Raw genomic sequence first — 16,359 nt, forward strand, 5'->3', positions numbered from 1 at the left:
CGACCATCCGATACGGAACGGGCCGCGATGCATCATCGCGGCCCGTTTTCATTCAGACCTCAGCGATTGCTGCCGAAAATATCGCGCAGGATCTGGTTGACCGCGCCGCCGACCCCTTTGCCGCCATCATCCGACCGCACCGGTTCGGGCCGGTGCGGCGGGATCGGTTCGCGCATCGGCAGCGGTTTCGGGGTGCGCCCCTCCTGCACCCGCATCATGGTTTCGTGCCAGATCTCGGCCGGCAGCCCGCTGCCCGACACCCCCTTGAGCGGGGTATTGTCGTCATACCCCATCCAGACCCCAGTCACGTAATCGGCGGTGAACCCGATGAACCAGGCGTCGCGGGCCTGTTGCGAGGTGCCGGTCTTGCCCGCCACCTGCCAGCCGGGCAGTTGCGCCCGCCGACCGGTGCCCTCGGACACGACCTTTTCCAGCATCCAGATCAGCTGCTCAGCCGCCTCGGTGCGGATCACCCGCTCGCCGATCCCGCCGGCAGCGCCAAAGACGGGTGTATCCTCGCCCATCAGGGTCAGCTCGGTCAGGCCGAAGGGCGTCACCGACGAGCCGCCGTTCAGGATGCCCGCATAGGCCCCGGTCATCTCGATCAGCGTGCTTTCCGAGGCCCCCAGCGCCAGCGCCGGCCCGGCGGCGAGATCGCTGTCGATGCCGAACTCGCTGGCGACGATGCGCACCTTGTCCCGCCCGTATTTCTCCGAGGTCTTGACTGCAGGAATGTTCAGCGACTTTTTCAGCGCCTCGGTCAGGGTGACCTCGCCGTAGTTCTTGTGGGTATAGTTCTCGGGACACCACCGTCCTGAGCCGGGAATGGTCATGCAGAAGGGTTCGTCCACCACCGTGTCCAGCGGCGAGGCCCCGAGGTCGAGCGCAGTGGCATAGACAAAGGGCTTGAAGGCCGACCCGGTCTGCCGCTTGGCCTGGGTGGCGCGGTTGAACACCCCCGAAACCCGGGTCTTGCGCCCGCCCACCATGCCGCGCACCGCGCCATCGGCGCTCATCACCACGATCGCCGCCTGCGCCTTGGAACCCGGGCTCACCTTTTCCTGGTACACCACCTGCATCGCCTCTTCGGCGGCGGCCTGGATGTCCTGGTCCAGCGTCGTCTTGATGATCACGTCCTCGGTGGTCTTGTCACCGAAGAACTCCGGCGTTTCGTCCATCACCCAATCGGCGAAATAGCCGCCGGCACGGGCCGCCGCCGCCTCGGAAAGCTCGGCCGGGTGGGCGCGTGCCTGGTTCGCCTCGGCCGCCGAAAGATAGCCCTGGTCCTCCATCAGCCCGACGATCACCTCGGCCCGGTTCTGGGCACGGCTCAGGCTGTTGGTCGGCGCAAAGCGGGTCGGCGCCACCAGCAGCCCCGCCAGCATCGCCGCCTCCGCGGGGGTCACCTCGGCCGCCGACTTGCCGAAATAGCGCTGGCTGGCGGCCTCGAACCCCCGCGCCCCGGCCCCGAGGAAGGCCCGGTTCATGTAAATGGTCAGGATCTCGTCCTTGGAGTACTTCGCCTCCATCGCCATGGCGTAGATCGCTTCCTTCACTTTGCGCCACAAGGTGCCCTGGCGACAGTTCGCCTCGTACTCCGTCTCGGTCTGGCCGGACTTGGGATCAAAGGGTTCGCCCAGACACAACAGTTTCGCGGTCTGCTGCGTGATGGTCGAGCCGCCATGCCCGGACAGCGGTCCACGCCCCTCGCTCAGGTTGATTCGCACGGCACTGGCGATGCCGCGCGGGCTGATCCCGAAATGGCGATAGAACCGCTTGTCCTCGGTGGCGATGATCGCGTTCTTGAGGTTTGGCGAAACCGTTTCGGTGGTAACCACCCCGCCGAACTGGTCGCCGCGCCAGGCGAACACCTTGCCGTCGCGGTCCAACAGCGTGACCGACCCGCGCGCGCGCCCGTCAAGCAGCGCGGACAACTCGGGCAACTGGCTGTAGTGATAGCCGACACCGAGGCCGACCAGCAGCGCGAACACCATGCCGATGCGCCAGGAAAAGCCCCAGACCAGCCGGAAAATGCCGCGCACCAGCGCCCGCAACGCGCCGAAGATCCCGCCGCGTCCGCTGCGACGCGGTGCGGGTTTGCGCCCCGATTTCTTGGGCTTTGCCTTGGCGGCCGTCTTGCGGCTGCTGCGCCCCGTCGATTTGGCCGAAGCCTTTGATCGCGATCCCGTAGGATAGCGCTTGTCAGCCACCAATGGTGGCTTGCGACCTGTTCTCTTGGCCATGCCCGATCCTGCCCGATCCTTGTTCTGCGCGCAGGATACAGGGACGCGAATGATTTGTTGAGGGGCCGTTTCCCCCGAATTCCCCGACTCATTTGCGCCTATTTTTTGATCATTTCAGGATCTGTGTGCAAAAATTGTGCAAACTATCCTGCCAAACTGCCTGTTTTCTGAACCTTGTCGTTCCCTTCGACCGGTCGAACCGCGTTGCTTGCACTGCGAGTGCAGGGAGACCTGCTGAATGAAGGGGACGAACGTGAAACTGATCATTGCGACAATCAAGCCGTTCAAGCTGGAGGAGGTCCGCGAGGCGCTGACCGAGGCCGGCGTGCGCGGAATGATGGTGACCGAAATCAAGGGGTTCGGATCTCAGTCCGGCCACACCGAAATCTATCGCGGCGCGGAATACGCCGTGAACTTCGTACCGAAAGTCAAACTGGAGATCGTGGTGAGTGCCGGCATGGCCGACCAGGTGGTCGAGACCATCACCAACACCGCCAAGACCGGCAAGATCGGCGACGGCAAGATCTTCGTTCTGGACGTGGACCAGGCGATCCGCGTGCGCACGGGCGAAACCAACGAAGACGCGCTTTAAGCCGCGCAACCAAGGGAAACGGAGCTATGAAAAGACTCAATTCAATTGCCGCCGCGGCGGCGCTGATCGCGCTGCCCTCGCTGGGCCTGGCGCAGGAGGCCACCGCCGACATGACCCCGCCCAACGGCGAGATCGGCTTCATCTTCACCACCTTCATGTTCCTGGTCGCCGGCTTTCTGGTGTTCTTCATGGCCGCCGGCTTCGCGATGCTCGAAGCGGGCCTGGTGCGCAGCAAGAACGTGACCATGCAGCTGACCAAGAACGTGGCCTTGTTCGCGCTTGCCTCGATCTTCTACTACATCCTCGGCTACAACCTGATGTACCCGGGCGACGGCTGGATGGTCGACGGCGTGCTTGGCGCGCTTGCGGTCACCGGGCTTGAGCCGGTTGGCCTCGAAGGGGCCGAGCCGGACCTGACCTATGCCTCGGTCGGTTCCGACTTCTTCTTCCAGCTGATGTTCTGTGCGGCGACCGCCTCGATCGTGTCAGGCGCGTTGGCCGAACGGATCAAGCTGTGGCCCTTCCTGGTCTTCGTGATCGTGCTGACCGCCGTGATCTATCCGGTGCAGGCAAGCTGGAAGTGGGGCGGCGGTTTCCTCGATGCGGCCGGGTTCCAGGACTTCGCCGGGTCGACCGTCGTGCACTCGGTTGGCGGCTGGGCCGCACTGATGGGCGCCATCATCCTCGGGCCGCGCATTGGCAAGTACAAGGACGGCAAGGTCCACCCGTTCCCGGGTTCGAACCTGACCCTCGCCACGCTGGGCACGTTCATCCTGTGGCTGGGCTGGTTCGGGTTCAACGGTGGTTCGCAGCTGTACATGGATACCGCCGGCAACGTTGCTGACATCAGCCGGATCTTCTCCAACACCAACACCGCTGCTGCTGCGGGCGCCGTTGTCGCGATGCTCCTGACCCAGGCGCTGTATGGCAAGCCGGACCTGACGATGATCCTGAACGGCGCGCTGGCCGGTCTGGTCTCGATCACCGCCGAACCCCTGACGCCTTCGCTGATCGGCTCGACGCTGATCGGTGGTGTCGGTGGCGCAATCGTGGTCTTCGCGGTCCCGCTGCTGGACAAGCTCAAGATCGACGACGTGGTCGGCGCCATCCCGGTGCACCTGTTCGCCGGCATCTGGGGCACCATTGCGGTGGTCTTCACCAACGACGCCGCCAGCCTCGGCACGCAGCTCTACTCGATCGTCGTGGTCGGTGTGTTCGTCTCGGTGGCCTCGGCAGTGGTCTGGTTCATCCTCAAGGCCGTGACCGGTATCCGGGTCTCGGAAGAGGAAGAGATCAACGGGCTCGACATGGCCGAGCTGGGCATGGAAGCCTATCCCGAGTTCTCGAAGGGCTGAGGCGCCTTCCCCTCAGTCTGAAACACTGGCCCGGGCGGAAACGCCCGGGCTTTTTCGATTCGAATGGCCGGATGATGACGGCGGCGCGCGCGCCGTGAACCGGCATCGAAAGCCCCGGCAGACCCCGAGTCGCCCCCCCGGAATCGGGGGGGTTTCCGGCGGTTTTGTACGATCCTGCCGGCCCCGCTCCGGCGCCAAGCGCCGGTTTCGGGCAGTTTCGGCGCCGTTTCGTACAAACCGCCCCGGCGTGGGCACGACGGGCGGACAGACAGGTTAACGCACCTGAAATTTCCGCAGGCCCAAAGCGAATTTTTTCGCGATCCCCACCCATCCGACCGACCGGTTGTCACCGCCCCGCGACCATCGCGCGGTTGTCAGCGCCCGACCCGATCACTAAAGGGGAAGGCCATGACAGCATCGCTTCCCTCCCCCGCTTCGCCGCTGAAGATCGGCACCCGTGGCTCGCCCCTGGCGCTGGCGCAGGCGCATGAGACGCGCGACCGGCTGGCCGCCGCCTTTGACCTGCCGCAAGAGGCCTTCGAGGTGGTGGTGATCCACACCACGGGCGACGATGCGGCGCTGGTGGCAAAGGACCGGCCGCTGAAGGAGATCGGCGGCAAGGGCCTGTTCACCAAGGAGATCGAGGAACAGCTTTCCTCGGGCGGGATCGACATCGCGGTGCATTCGATGAAGGACATGCCGGTGGAGCAGCCCGGGGGGCTGATCCTGGATTGCTACCTGCCGCGCGAGGATGTGCGCGACGGTTTCGTTTCGCCGGCGCTGTCGGGCTGGGCCGAACTGCCCGAGGGGGCGGTTGCCGGCACCTCGAGCCTGCGGCGGCGGGCGCAGCTATTGAACCGGCGGCCCGACCTGAAGGTGGTCGAATTTCGCGGCAACGTGCAGACCCGGCTGAAAAAGCTGGCGGACGGTGTGGCCGACTGCACCTTTCTTGCCATGGCGGGGCTGAACCGGCTGGGGCGCAGCGACGTGCCCGCAACGCCGGTGGCGCCCGAGGCGATGCTGCCCGCCGTGGCGCAGGGTGCGATCGGTATCGAGCGGCGGGAAAGCGATTCCGCCGTGGCCGGGATGCTGGCGGCGATCCACGACGCCGAGACCGCCAAGCGGCTGGCGGCCGAGCGCGCCTTTCTCGCCACGCTGGACGGGTCGTGCGAAACGCCGATTGCCGGGCTGGCGGAACTGGACGGCAACACGCTGCGGCTGCGCGGCGAGGTGCTGCGCCCGGACGGGTCCGAGGCGATTGCCGAGGATGCCAGCTGCCCGGTCGAGGACGGCGCGGCGCTGGGGCGCGAGATGGCGCTGAAGCTGCTGGAGCGGGCCGGACCGGGGTTCTTCGACTGGCGCGGCTGAGGCGCGATTTCTGAACCAAACGCCATCGGGCTGCGTAATCAAGGCAGGAACAGGAGCCCCGCCCGATGCCGCATGCCATGATGACAGTCACAAATCCGACGGCAAGTTTCGCCCCTTGCCGGGCGGAGGCGGTGGCGTGATGGACCCGTTCAACGGCAAGACATGGTGGATCGTCGGCGCCAGCGAAGGGCTGGGCCGGGCGCTGGCCGGGGCGCTGGATGCCAACGGTGCGCGGTTGGTGCTCTCGGCGCGGGGGGCGGAACGGTTGCAGGCGGTGGCAGCGCCGCTGCGCGACGCCCGCGCGGTGGTGATGGACGTGAGCGATGCGGGCTCGGTGCAGCGCGCGGCGGACGCGGTCGGGACGGTCGACGGGGTGATCTATTGCGTCGGGCTGTACGACCCGATGCCGGCGACCCGCTGGCAACCCGGTGCGCCCGAGGCGATGGTCGAGGCCAATTTCACCGGCGCATTGCGGGTGCTGGGCCGGGTCCTGCCCGGGATGGTGGCACGGGACGCGGGGCGGATCGTGCTGATCGGGTCACTGGCCGGGCATCGCGGGCTGCCGGGCGCGATCGGCTATGGCGCAAGCAAGGCGGCGCTGATGCATCTGGGCGAGAACCTTCGGGTGGACCTGCGCGGGACCGGCCTGCGGGTTCAACTGGCCAATCCCGGTTTCATCCGCACCCGGCTGACCGAGAAGAACGATTTTCCCATGCCGCAGATCATGGAGCCGGAGGTAGCAGCGGCGCGGGTGATCGGCGCGATCCGCTCGGGGCGGTTCTCGACCAGTTTCCCGGCACCGTTTTCCTGGCTGTTCACGATTGGCCGGCACCTGCCGATCGGGCTGTTTCACCGGTTGTTCGGGTCAAGCGGGTAGGAGATCGGAGGGTCGGTCGCGCGGACCGGCGAACCATCGTCACAGCGGGACATGGATTGAGAGGTCCCCGCTTTCGCGGGGATGACAGCGTAGCGGCGCATAATGACACGTGGGGGCGTGAGCGGGCCGGGTTCCCCTGTCATTGCCGCGAAGGCGGCAATCCGGGGGCCGGGGGGGATCCCCGCCTGCGCGGGGATGACAGTGTGGAGGCACGGGGATGACAGCGTAGTGGCGCGCGATGACGGCGCGTCAGCGCAACCCGTCCTCGCCGGTGACATCCTCGACCTGCAGGCCGCCCATGCGGTGGTGGATGCGGCCGCCGCGGCTCATTGCCAGTGCGAACAGCAGTTCATCGGCGCGGGGGCCATCGGGGAGGCCGACCTCCATCGCGTCGAAATGGCTGCGCACGTAAGCGGCGTTGATGTGGCCCAACGGGATGTCGATGCGGGTGCCGGGGCCGCCAACCTTCATCGCCGAGGGGACGATCGCCTTGGCCTCGCCCAACCGCGCGCGCATGGCATAGCCGCCGGGCACGTGCCAGAGCGCGGTATGCTCCAACTCGCCGCCCTCGCCCGCCAGCCCGGCCTTGCCGTAGCCGTCGATGCCCTCGATGCCGCCCATCGCCTCTATCAGCCGGTCGGTCATCATCAGCCCGAGCGGCTTGAGATCCTCCATCGCCGGTTGCAGGTCCTCGGTATAGCTGCCGGCGAAAGGGTTTTTCACGAGCGCGACGATGGCGGCGCGGCGGCGGGGCTGCGCCGGGGGCGGACCGCCCTCGTGGTGGATGTCCTCGATGAAGATCATGGTCTTGCGCAGGGGAAAGTCAGGCATGGGTCGGCTCCTTGGAAGCTATGAGGTCGGGCGCGCCGAGCGTTCGGGTCTGCCCCGAGAGTGTCAGCAGCGCGGCGTGGATCAACCCGCGTGCGCGGCAGGTCTCGGCAAGGGCGAGGCCACCGGCGAGGGCGGTGTCGATCTCTGCCCCAATCAGCGGGGCGAGATCGACGGTGACAAGGCGGTCGCCGAGATCGCTGTCGGGGGAGAGATCGCGCGCAGGGGTTCGGGTGATCTTGGGGTTGCCCGGCAGGTCGACGGCATTGGCGATCATCGTGGCGGCGGCGTCCGCCTGCGCGGCAGTCGCGGCCAGCACGGTGACGCTGTCGGCGATGCCGAGAGAGTGGCTGCGGCCATGTCGGCCCGAGGTGGCGATGCCGCGCGTGGGGCTGTCGGCCCCGATGGTCGCGCGGCCCGGTGTGCCGCCGGCGATGGCGGCGGTGAAGCTTTCGCCCGGGGCGAGGTGCAGGGCGATATCGCCGCCGTTGTTGACATAGGCGCGGGTGAGCGCCCCGGCCCCGGTCATGGCGGACAGCACACTGTCGGCCACGGCGCCGGCGACGGCGGCCATCGGGGTGATGAAGGCCGGACGAAAGGGCAGCGTGGCGGCATGCATGTGTCGCGCGATTTCGCCCTCGGGGCGGGGACCGGTGGGCGCGCGCAGAAGCGGCAGTTCAGCGACCAGTTCCTCGAGCACGCTGTCGAAGCGGGCGGCGGCGGCGCGCAGGGCGGCGTCACGGCCCAGCCCCTCGGCATCAATGATCAGGTCGATCGGGCCGTGCTGCAGGTGCAGGCGGCGGCGGTCGGGCAGAAAGGCGATCTGCGGGCCGGTCATGCGCCGTCCTTGCCGGTCACGGGGCCGACGGCGCGCACATCGGCACCGTAGTCGCCGCCGTGTTCAAGGATGTCATCCACCGAGCGGGCCTTGTCGTCATGCCCGCCCAGCGCGCGGTATTCGGCGCGCGGCAGGGTGAATTCCAGCGGCGCGACGATGGCCGGGGTGGGCACCGAGCCAAAGGCGTTGTCGGGCATCCGTGTCACGTCGGCCATCAGGGTGATACCGCCGCCGGGCCAGACATAGGCGGGCGCGCCGCCGACAGTGACGCGGGTTTTCTCGTCCTGGACCGAGCGGGTCAGGCGCACCGGGTTCTTGGTGACGCCAGAGCGAAGTGAGCCGCCGGCGCCGCCCATGAACATCACGGTACAGAGCGCCGGTTCGCAGTTCTCCGCGATCAGCTCGACGGAAGCGCGCAGCGCCTCGGGCAGGTCGCGCGGTTGCGGCACGAGGTCGTCGTCGAGGGTGTAATAGGCGAATTGTTCGCCGGTGGTGGAGACCATCAGCAGGGTCAACCCGGGCCGCGCGCCCTTTTTCGGGTTCCACTCCCCAAGGATGGTGAGCGGATCGGTGATGTCGGTGCCGCCCCAGCCGAGACCCGGCTCGGCCACCTGGAAATAGCGACCGGGGGTGGAGCGGCGGCCCTTGATGCGAATGCCGGTGTCGGGCCAGCCCAGCACCTTGCCCGCCTGGTGTTCGCTGACCACGCCGGTGATGTGATCGTCGACGACGACCACCTCGTCGACCAGCCCCTGCCACTGGCTGGCGAACATGCCGATGGTGGCCGAGCCGCAACCGACGCGCATCCGTTCTTCGCGCTGGCCGTCGACGATGGGGGGCTGTCCCGCCTGCACGATGACGCTGGCGCCGCCGTCGACGGAAAGCTCCACCGCCTCGCGGTTGCACAGGCGCAGCAGGGTGTCGCAGGTGACGCGGCCCTCGGGCTTCGACCCGCCGGTGAGGTGGTCGACGCCGCCGAGGCTGAGCATCTGCGAGCCGTATTCGGAGGTGATCACCAACCCCACCGCCTCGCCCTTGGCGCGCACCACCGCGCCCTCGGGGCCGAGGTGGCGGTCGGTGTCGATCTTTATCTTGACGCCGCAGTAGGAAAAGATCGCCTCGGTTACCACGGTGACGAAATCGGCGCCGTCCAACTCGCGCGAGACGATGAAGGGCGCCGGTTTGTAATCGGGATAGGTGGTGCCGGCGCCGACGGCGGTGACAAAGAGATCGTCACCGGACAGGGTGCCGTCCCAGTCAGCCTTGAGAAAGGGTTTGACCTCGTCTCCCTTGGCGATGCGGCGGTCGAGCACGGTGAGCGGGTCGCAGCGGATGATGCGACCGCCCTGGTTGGCATAGCGGTCGCAGGCGCCGATGCGGCCCTCGGCGATGTAGCACATCACCGGGCAAGCGTCGCAGCGGATCTTTTCGGGCCGGGTCTTCTCGGGGCGCGGGGGGCGGTCGGTCATGGGGTTTGCTCCGCGTCGCGGATCGCGGCCAGCACCCGGTGCGGCAGGGCCGGCAGCGTCGTCACCTTGGCGCCGCAGGCATCGCGGATGGCGTTGAGGATCGCGGGCGCGGTGGGGATCAGCGCGTGTTCGCCAAGGCCCTTGGCGCCGAACGGCCCCTCCGGGTCGGGGTCCTCGATCAGGATCGTGTCGATCCGGGGCATGTCGCCGGTGGTGGGGATCAGGTAATCGTGCAGGTTCTCGGTGCGACCGGGGATATATTCCTCCATCAGCGCGAGGCCGAGGCCCTGGGCGATGCCGCCCTCGATCTGGCCCTCGGCCAGAAGCGGGTTGATGACGCGACCCAGATCATGGGCAGCGGTCAGGCGATGAACCCGGACGGTGCCGAGGGCAAGGTCGACCTCGACCTCGGCCAGGTGCGCGCCATAGCCATAGACGGCATAGGGGATGCCCTGCCCGTTCTCGTCCAGCGCATGGGTCGGGGGATCATAGGTTTCCTCGGCGGCCAGCGCATAGCCGTTGGCGTCCGCCTTGAGCGCGGCAAGCTCGATGCGCCGGGTCTGGTCGCCCTCGCTCACGGAAACGGCACCGGGGTGCAGCGCGATCCGTGCCGCTTCGCCCATGTTGGTCATGGCAAGGATGCGCGCGCGCAGGGCCCGGCCCGCCATCAGCGCGGCGTTACCGGTCACCACGGTCTGGCGCGAGGCAGAGGTCTTGCCGCAATCGGGGGTGAGCGCGGTGTCGGGGCCAACCAACTCAAACGTCGCGATGGGCAGGCCCAGCGCGTCGGCGCAGATCTGGGTGATCACCGTGTTGGCGCCCTGACCGATGTCGGTGGCACCCTGGTGCAGTTTCAGTTGCCCCTGCGGCGTGATCCCGACGCGGATGGTCGCGGGATTGGGCAGGGCAGTGTTGCCGCAGCCGTACCAGCAGGAGGCGATGCCGATGCCGCGTTTGCGCCCCGGATGGGTGGCGTTGAACGCCTCGGCCTCTTGCGCCGCGGCGTCCCAACGGGCTTGCAGCGCGTCGAGGCACTCGCCGATGCCGACGCCGTGCAGCTCTTGCCCGCAGACGCTGCGTCCGCCCTCGGGCAGGGCGTTGAGGCGGCGAAAGGCGAGCCGGTCGATCCCGGATTTGAGGGCAAGCTCGTCGAACAGGGTCTCTTGCAGGATCGCCGCCTGCGGCACGCCGAAACCGCGAAAGGCGCCGGAGATCGGGCCATTGGTATGCACGGCGCGGGCCTCGGCGTGGTAATTCGGGATGGCATAGGGGCCGGAGGCATGGACCGGGACACGCACCGCCACGGTGGGGCCCCAGCTGGCATAGGCGCCGGTGTTGAAATCGCCGTCGAACTCCATCGCGGTCAGCCGGCCCGTGGCATCGGCGGCGATGCGGGCGCGCATGATCGCCGGGTGCCTCTTGGTGGTCGAACTCATGCTTTCGCGGCGGGAATAGGTCATCCGCGCGGGCTGGCCGGTCTTCAGCGCCACCAGCCCGATCAGCGGCTGGACCGAGAGATCGAGTTTCGAGCCGAAGCCACCACCGGCGGCGGCGGGAATGATGCGCACCCGTTCGGGCGGCAGGCCGAGAACGCGGGCAGTGTCGTCGCGGTCCATCATCGGGGCCTGGGTGCAGGCCTGGATCACCAGCGTGTCACCGTCGAGCCAGGCGGCGCCGGCCTCGGGCTCGATATAGGCGTGTTCGACGTAAGGGGTCTGCGCCGCGCCCTCGGCCACATGGGCGGCAGAGGCAAATCCCCCTTCCGGATCGCCGCAATGCACCAGCCCGCCGATCAGGATGTTGCCCTCGCGCGTCTGGTGCACGAGCGGGGCATCGGGGGCGCGGGCGGCGGGGGGATCCAGCAGCTCGGGCGCGGCCTCCCATGTGACGGGGAAGCTGCCGGGATCGAGCGATTCGACGGTCGCCTTGTCGCCGGCGACCAGCGCCACCGCCTCGCCGCGCATCCGCACCGCGCCCTCGGCCAGCGCGGGCTGATCGGCAAAGGGCGGGATGGTGCCAAAGGTGTTCTGGCCGGGGATGTCGGCAGCGGTAAAGACCCGCAGCCCGGTGTCGCGCGCGAAGGCATCAAGATCGCCGAGGGTGAAGCGGGCGGCGAAATGCGGGCTTCGGATGGCGCGGACCCAGAGCGCGCCCTCGGGGGCGTAATCGGCGCCGTAGACCTCGGTTCCGGCGACCTTGGCGGCACCGTCGAGCCGCTCCAGCCTTGCGCCGACCGCCACGCCATTGGCGGGGGCGACGGCGGGTTCGGCCCGCGGCGTGGCACCGGCGGCGTCGAGCACCGCGTCGATGATCTTGGCATAGCCGGTGCAACGGCAGAGCACACCGCCCAGCGCCTCTTCGACCGTGTTGCGGTCGGGCGTTCCGGGGCGGGCCAGCAGCGCCGAGGCGGCCACCAGCATGCCGGGGGTGCAGATGCCGCATTGCGCCGCGCCGTGACGCAGAAAGGCGGACCTGAGCCGCTCCATCGGGGCGCCCAGCCCCTCGACGGTGGTGATCTCGGCCCCCTCGGCGTGGATCACGGGGGTGAGGCAGGCGCAGACCGGTTCGCCATCCAGAAGCACAGTGCAGGCACCGCAATCGCCGGCGTCGCAGCCGACCTTGGTGCCGGTGAGGTGGAGTTCCTCGCGCAGCGCCGCAGAGAGGCGGCAGCCGGGGGCGACGTCAAGCTGCGCTGCTGCGCCGTTCACGGTGAGGGTGATCGGGGGCATGTCCTTCATTCCGGGGCCTCCACGGTTTCGGCGACCGCGCGGCGCAAGAGCGCGGTGGCGGCATGGCGGCGATAGGCGGCATCGCCGCGCAGATCGTCGATGGGAGAGAGCGCGGCGCCGACCTGGCCGGCGTCGATGGCACCGGGCAGATCCGAGAGCGGCAGACCGGTGAGCGCGCGTTCCACCTCGGGCAACCGCGTGGCGACCGGGCCGCAGGCGCCGATGGCAAGGGCCACATGGGCCGCCCGGCCTTGCGCAGCGGTGATGCGGGCGGCGACCATGGCGATGGATATCACCAGGTAGCGGCGCGCGCCGAGCTTGAGGAACCGGCTGGCCCCCTGCCCGGCGTCGCGCGGGATGTGCAGCGCGGTGAGAATCTCGTCGGGCCGGCGCGCGGTGGTGCGGGGACCGGTGATGAAGGCGGAAAGCGGCAATGTGCGGGTGCCGGTGGCGCTGGCCAGTTCGACCGTGGCGTCGAGCGCCAGCAGCGGCGGCACCCCGTCGGCGGCGGGCGAGGCGTTGCACAGGTTGCCGGCGATTGTCCCGGCGTTCTGGATCTGGGCCGAGCCGACCTCGCGCGCGGCCTGCTTGAGCATGTCGAACCCCGGCGGCAGGGCGGCGCGGGTGATGTCGGTCCAGGTGGTGGTGGCACCGATGCGCCAGCCATCGCCGGTTTCGGTGATGCCGCGCAGGTCTTTGATGCCGGTGATGTCGAGCACCGGACCGTCGAGCGCGGGACGCTCGGTGGCCGGGAACAGATCGGTGCAGCCGGCGGCGACCACGGCGGGTGCGCGCGCCAGGCCATCGAGCGCCTCTTGCAGATTGCCGGGGCGGAGATACAGGCTCATGGCCGGACCCTCGCGCTGTTGGGTGGTTTATTGTTAGTATACAAGCAAGAGTGTGAGGCAGCGCCCCCGGCCCTGTCAACATGTCCGATCAAAGGGAGGGGACCATGCGCGAGGAAACCGGCGGCGGCGATTACCGGCTGGACGACCAAGTGGGATTCCTGATGCGGCGGGCGAACCAGCGGCACCTGGCGCTGTTCGCGCAGGCCATCCCCGAGCTGACACCGACCCAGTTCGCGGCGCTGGCCAAGCTGTGCGAGCTGGGACAGGCCAGCCAGAACGCGCTGGGGCGGGCGACGGCGATGGACGCGGCGACGATCAAGGGGGTGATCGACCGGCTGCGGCGGCGAGACCTGGTGGCCTCGGCCCCCGATCCGGGTGATCTGCGGCGGGTGTTCCTGACCCCGACCGAAGCGGGGCGCGCGCTGTATTCTTCGGTGCTGGCGGCGGCCCATGCGGTGACGGCGCAGACGCTGGCGCCCTTGGAGCCGGGGGAACGGGCGGTGTTCCTGCGGTTGCTGGGCAAGCTGACCTGAGGGGGGCTCAGGGTGGAGGTCGGGTCTGCGGACAAACCGGCCTTCGCCCCGCCACTCATGAGTGGCCGCTTCAGACGCTTCCAGCTTTTTCGATGACGAGCGCGCGGACTGGCCCATCCGGATGGGCAACATGCTCGTCGCCGTTCTCTGCATGGAAGATGTCACCCGGCAGCAATCGCAGGACGTCCTCTGTGCCATCCCGGCGAACATGCATGTCGACTTCGCCGTCAAGAACGACAAACACCTCCGGGCCATCGTTCACGTGCCACTTGTAAGGCGCATCGGTCCAATGGAGCCGTACTGTTGCGTCGTCGATGCGCTCGATGTCCAATGCGTCCCAAGCCTTTTGTCCCGTGAACTCTTTTGCAGTGATCTTCTGCATATCTCACTCTCCTTCGGTTCATTGATCTGTTGCGTATCGGCTAAGATGTTAGAGGACGCGCGAAGCGTCGGACACTTGCGTACCGACGTCATTGGCCTGCGTTTCGGGGAAATTCGACTTGGATCACACAGATAGACGAATACTGGCAGTTCTCGAAGGCAACGCTCGGACAAGCGCAGCTGAGATAGGGCGTCAGATCGGGTTGTCCCGAACGGCGGTTCAAGACCGGCTTTCGAAGCTGGAGGCAAGCGGGGTGATCCGCGGATATCGTGTGCAGGTGGCGCAGGCAAAGGATGACCTGATCCGAGCCATTCTTTTCGTGAAAATTTCAGTCCGGCCTTGCGATCCAGCACTGAATTGGATGGCTTCTCTTGAAGGTGTGCAGGAAGTGATTTCCTTGTCTGGCGAGCTAGATGCTTTGGTCAGATGCACCGTCCCAGACGTAGCGGCCTTGACGGCTCTCAATGACAAGATTGGGGCGAGTGATTTTATCGCCAGTTCGAGTTCGAGCGTTGTCCTGAGAATGCTTAATAGCGGAGCTTAGCCGCACGGCAGAAATTTTGCACTCTGGGCTCGAAGCCGTCCTTCACCGCAAATTTCCCGACAACGCAGAGGGCGACGCGATTTGCCCGGAACAAGGCGCGGAGCGCCGCCGGGCGGCGCCCGACCGCCCCTATGGGCGGCGCCCGACCGCCCCTATGGGCGGTGCCCCCTCCCCTGTCATCCCCGCGCAGGCGGGGACCTGGGGGACCGGTGGCTTGATCGGGAGGCCCCCGCTTTCGCGGGGGTGACAGGGAGGGGCTTTCGCCGGTGTCACGCCACCACGTTGAACGCCGGGCCGTAGGGATAGCCGGTGATGTTCTCGTTGCCGTCCTCGGTGATCACAAGGATGTCGTGTTCGCGGTAGCCGCCGGCGCCGGGCTGACCCTGCGGGATGGTGAGCATCGGCTCCATGCTGATCACCATGCCCGGTTCCAGAACGGTGTCGATATCCTCGCGCAGTTCCAGCCCGGCCTCGCGCCCGTAGTAATGCGACAGCACGCCGAAGGAATGGCCGTAGCCGAAACTGCGGTATTGCAGCAGGTCACGCTCGGCGAAGAAGGCGTTGATCGCCTGGGTGACCTCGGCGCAGCTGATCCCCGGTTGCAGCAGCGACATGCCGTATTCATGGGCGGCGACGTTGGCCTCCCAGATCTTCAGGCTCTCCGCATCGACCTCGCCGACGAACATGGTGCGCTCCAGCGCGGTGTAATAGCCCGAGATCATCGGAAAAGTATTGAGCGACAGGATGTCGCCGCGTTGCAGCCGGCGCGCGGTCACCGGGTTGTGGGCGCCGTCGGTGTTGAGGCCGGATTGGAACCAGACCCATGTGTCACGGTACTCGGCATCGGGAAAGCGATGCGCGATCTCGATCTCCATCGCGTCGCGTCCGGCCATTGCCACGTCGATCTCGCGCACACCCTCGCGCACCGCGTCACGGATGGCATAGCCGCCCACGTCGGCGACCTGGGCCCCGGCGCGGATCAGCGCGATCTCGGCGGGGGACTTGTGCATCCGCTGGCGCATGGTGGCCGGGGCCAGGTCGACCATGGTGACCGGCGACAGGAAATCCTCGAGCTTGTCGCGTTGCATCAGGGTGAGGTGATCGCCCTCGTACCCCACCACCCGGTTCGGGCCGGTGACCGAGAGCACCGCGCGCCAGAAATTGTCACGGGCCCAGTCGGTATAGGTGATGTTGTCGCAGAAGCTGCGCCGCCAGGGCTGACCGGCGTCGATCCCGGCAGAGATGGTGACGGCGCTGTCGGCGGTCACCACCATGGCATAGGGGCGGCCGAACGCGCAGTAGAGGAAGCCCGAGTAATAGGCGACGTTCTGCATCGAAGTCAGCACCACGGCGGTCGCCCCGGCCTCGTCCATCGCGGCGCGCAGACCGTTCAGGCGGGCCTGGTACTCGGTCTCGGCAAAGGGCAGCGGGGCCTTGTCGCCCGCCTGTTTGTCGGTGTGGAAACGGAAATGCTCTGGGCGTGCGGTCATCACAGACCCTCCTTTTCAGAAAGGTCCCGGCGTACAGGACGGGGATACGGGCGCTTCCCCGTTCGTGACGGGGGAAGCCGGCGACGCCATCGCCGGACCCAAGGGCAGATAGCCGCGGTTCGCGGCGGCGCTCAAGCCCAATTGCGACATGTTGGGACGCGAAGCAGGCTTTGCAGCGCGGCGCGCTGTGCTCTACCACGTGGAAAAGATGGACAACCCGGCGCGCCGGGCCTAGCAAACATAGCAAACCAATTCGCAGGAGA

At 67.6% G+C, this 16,359-nt stretch carries 14 protein-coding genes; 6 read left to right on the plus strand and 8 right to left on the minus strand.

Annotation, left to right across the window (positions count from 1 at the left end; translation table 11 throughout):
• Positions 1–59: 59 nt before the first annotated feature.
• Positions 60–2,243, minus strand: coding sequence for a transglycosylase domain-containing protein (locus tag ABWV23_RS15315; RefSeq protein WP_353349286.1), 2,184 nt, complete (start codon positions 2,241–2,243; stop codon positions 60–62).
• A gap of 253 nt (positions 2,244–2,496) precedes the next feature.
• Between ABWV23_RS15315 and ABWV23_RS15320 the strand changes: the two genes are divergently transcribed.
• From ABWV23_RS15320 to ABWV23_RS15335, 4 genes are all read left to right on the plus strand, one after another.
• Positions 2,497–2,835, plus strand: coding sequence for a P-II family nitrogen regulator (locus ABWV23_RS15320; protein ID WP_353349288.1), 339 nt, complete (start codon positions 2,497–2,499; stop codon positions 2,833–2,835).
• 26 nt (positions 2,836–2,861) lie between these two features.
• Positions 2,862–4,190 (plus strand): ammonium transporter AmtB, encoded by a 1,329-nt coding sequence (locus ABWV23_RS15325; RefSeq protein WP_353349290.1) that lies wholly within the window; start codon positions 2,862–2,864, stop codon positions 4,188–4,190.
• A gap of 408 nt (positions 4,191–4,598) precedes the next feature.
• Positions 4,599–5,558 carry a hydroxymethylbilane synthase gene (gene hemC, locus ABWV23_RS15330; RefSeq protein WP_353349292.1) on the plus strand — a complete coding sequence of 320 codons (960 nt, stop codon included), beginning with the start codon at positions 4,599–4,601 and terminating at the stop codon, positions 5,556–5,558.
• A 139-nt stretch (positions 5,559–5,697) separates the two neighbouring features.
• Complete coding sequence (locus tag ABWV23_RS15335) at positions 5,698–6,435, plus strand: SDR family NAD(P)-dependent oxidoreductase (RefSeq protein ID WP_353349294.1); 738 nt, start codon at positions 5,698–5,700, stop codon at positions 6,433–6,435.
• 249 nt (positions 6,436–6,684) lie between these two features.
• On the opposite strand, the gene ABWV23_RS15340 is transcribed toward ABWV23_RS15335, so the two are convergent.
• From ABWV23_RS15340 to ABWV23_RS15360, 5 genes are read right to left on the minus strand one after another with little or no spacing between them, the layout of a single operon-like run.
• Positions 6,685–7,266 carry an amino acid synthesis family protein gene (locus ABWV23_RS15340; protein ID WP_353349296.1) on the minus strand — a complete coding sequence of 194 codons (582 nt, stop codon included), beginning with the start codon at positions 7,264–7,266 and terminating at the stop codon, positions 6,685–6,687.
• Positions 7,259–8,101: a UPF0280 family protein gene (locus ABWV23_RS15345; protein WP_353349298.1), complete on the minus strand. Its 843-nt coding sequence runs from the start codon at positions 8,099–8,101 to the stop codon at positions 7,259–7,261. The genes ABWV23_RS15340 and ABWV23_RS15345 overlap by 8 nt, the downstream gene beginning before the upstream one ends.
• A complete protein-coding gene (locus ABWV23_RS15350) occupies positions 8,098–9,570 on the minus strand; it encodes a 6-hydroxynicotinate reductase (protein ID WP_353349300.1) in 1,473 nt (490 codons plus the stop codon). Before ABWV23_RS15350 ends, ABWV23_RS15345 begins: the two co-directional genes overlap by 4 nt.
• The gene (locus ABWV23_RS15355; RefSeq protein WP_353349302.1) at positions 9,567–12,308 is read right to left on the minus strand and encodes a molybdopterin-dependent oxidoreductase; all 2,742 of its coding nucleotides are present in this window, start codon (positions 12,306–12,308) and stop codon (positions 9,567–9,569) included. Before ABWV23_RS15355 ends, ABWV23_RS15350 begins: the two co-directional genes overlap by 4 nt.
• Positions 12,305–13,147, minus strand: a complete 843-nt coding sequence (locus ABWV23_RS15360) for an FAD binding domain-containing protein (protein WP_353349304.1) — start codon at positions 13,145–13,147, stop codon at positions 12,305–12,307. Before ABWV23_RS15360 ends, ABWV23_RS15355 begins: the two co-directional genes overlap by 4 nt.
• A 104-nt stretch (positions 13,148–13,251) precedes the next feature.
• On the opposite strand from ABWV23_RS15360, the gene ABWV23_RS15365 reads away from it, so the two are divergent.
• Positions 13,252–13,680, plus strand: coding sequence for a MarR family winged helix-turn-helix transcriptional regulator (locus ABWV23_RS15365; protein WP_353349306.1), 429 nt, complete (start codon positions 13,252–13,254; stop codon positions 13,678–13,680).
• Between the two features lie 70 nt (positions 13,681–13,750).
• On the opposite strand, the gene ABWV23_RS15370 is transcribed toward ABWV23_RS15365, so the two are convergent.
• Positions 13,751–14,062 carry a cupin domain-containing protein gene (locus ABWV23_RS15370; RefSeq protein ID WP_353349308.1) on the minus strand — a complete coding sequence of 104 codons (312 nt, stop codon included), beginning with the start codon at positions 14,060–14,062 and terminating at the stop codon, positions 13,751–13,753.
• Positions 14,063–14,180: 118 nt separating this feature from the next.
• Here ABWV23_RS15370 and ABWV23_RS15375 point away from each other — a divergent pair, with 118 nt between their 5' ends.
• Complete coding sequence (locus ABWV23_RS15375) at positions 14,181–14,606, plus strand: Lrp/AsnC family transcriptional regulator (RefSeq protein ID WP_353349310.1); 426 nt, start codon at positions 14,181–14,183, stop codon at positions 14,604–14,606.
• 269 nt (positions 14,607–14,875) lie between these two features.
• On the opposite strand, the gene ABWV23_RS15380 is transcribed toward ABWV23_RS15375, so the two are convergent.
• Positions 14,876–16,096 (minus strand): aminopeptidase P family protein, encoded by a 1,221-nt coding sequence (locus tag ABWV23_RS15380; RefSeq protein WP_353349312.1) that lies wholly within the window; start codon positions 16,094–16,096, stop codon positions 14,876–14,878.
• Positions 16,097–16,359: the final 263 nt, after the last annotated feature.

Source organism: Aquicoccus sp. SU-CL01552, assembly GCF_040365005.1.
Lineage (GTDB): Bacteria > Pseudomonadota > Alphaproteobacteria > Rhodobacterales > Rhodobacteraceae > Antarcticimicrobium.

Bases quoted from the DNA above. Each gene is read 5' to 3' on its own strand.
- ABWV23_RS15315 (WP_353349286.1), bottom strand. From the start codon at position 2,243: ATGGCCAAGAGAACAGGTCGCAAGCCACCATTGGTGGCTGACAAGCGC.
- ABWV23_RS15325 (WP_353349290.1), top strand. From the start codon at position 2,862: ATGAAAAGACTCAATTCAATTGCCGCCGCGGCGGCGCTGATCGCGCTG.
- hemC (WP_353349292.1), top strand. From the start codon at position 4,599: ATGACAGCATCGCTTCCCTCCCCCGCTTCGCCGCTGAAGATCGGCACC.
- ABWV23_RS15335 (WP_353349294.1), top strand. From the start codon at position 5,698: ATGGACCCGTTCAACGGCAAGACATGGTGGATCGTCGGCGCCAGCGAA.
- ABWV23_RS15340 (WP_353349296.1), bottom strand. From the start codon at position 7,266: ATGCCTGACTTTCCCCTGCGCAAGACCATGATCTTCATCGAGGACATC.
- ABWV23_RS15345 (WP_353349298.1), bottom strand. From the start codon at position 8,101: ATGACCGGCCCGCAGATCGCCTTTCTGCCCGACCGCCGCCGCCTGCAC.
- ABWV23_RS15350 (WP_353349300.1), bottom strand. From the start codon at position 9,570: ATGACCGACCGCCCCCCGCGCCCCGAGAAGACCCGGCCCGAAAAGATC.
- ABWV23_RS15355 (WP_353349302.1), bottom strand. From the start codon at position 12,308: ATGAAGGACATGCCCCCGATCACCCTCACCGTGAACGGCGCAGCAGCG.
- ABWV23_RS15360 (WP_353349304.1), bottom strand. From the start codon at position 13,147: ATGAGCCTGTATCTCCGCCCCGGCAATCTGCAAGAGGCGCTCGATGGC.
- ABWV23_RS15365 (WP_353349306.1), top strand. From the start codon at position 13,252: ATGCGCGAGGAAACCGGCGGCGGCGATTACCGGCTGGACGACCAAGTG.
- ABWV23_RS15370 (WP_353349308.1), bottom strand. From the start codon at position 14,062: ATGCAGAAGATCACTGCAAAAGAGTTCACGGGACAAAAGGCTTGGGAC.
- ABWV23_RS15380 (WP_353349312.1), bottom strand. From the start codon at position 16,096: ATGACCGCACGCCCAGAGCATTTCCGTTTCCACACCGACAAACAGGCG.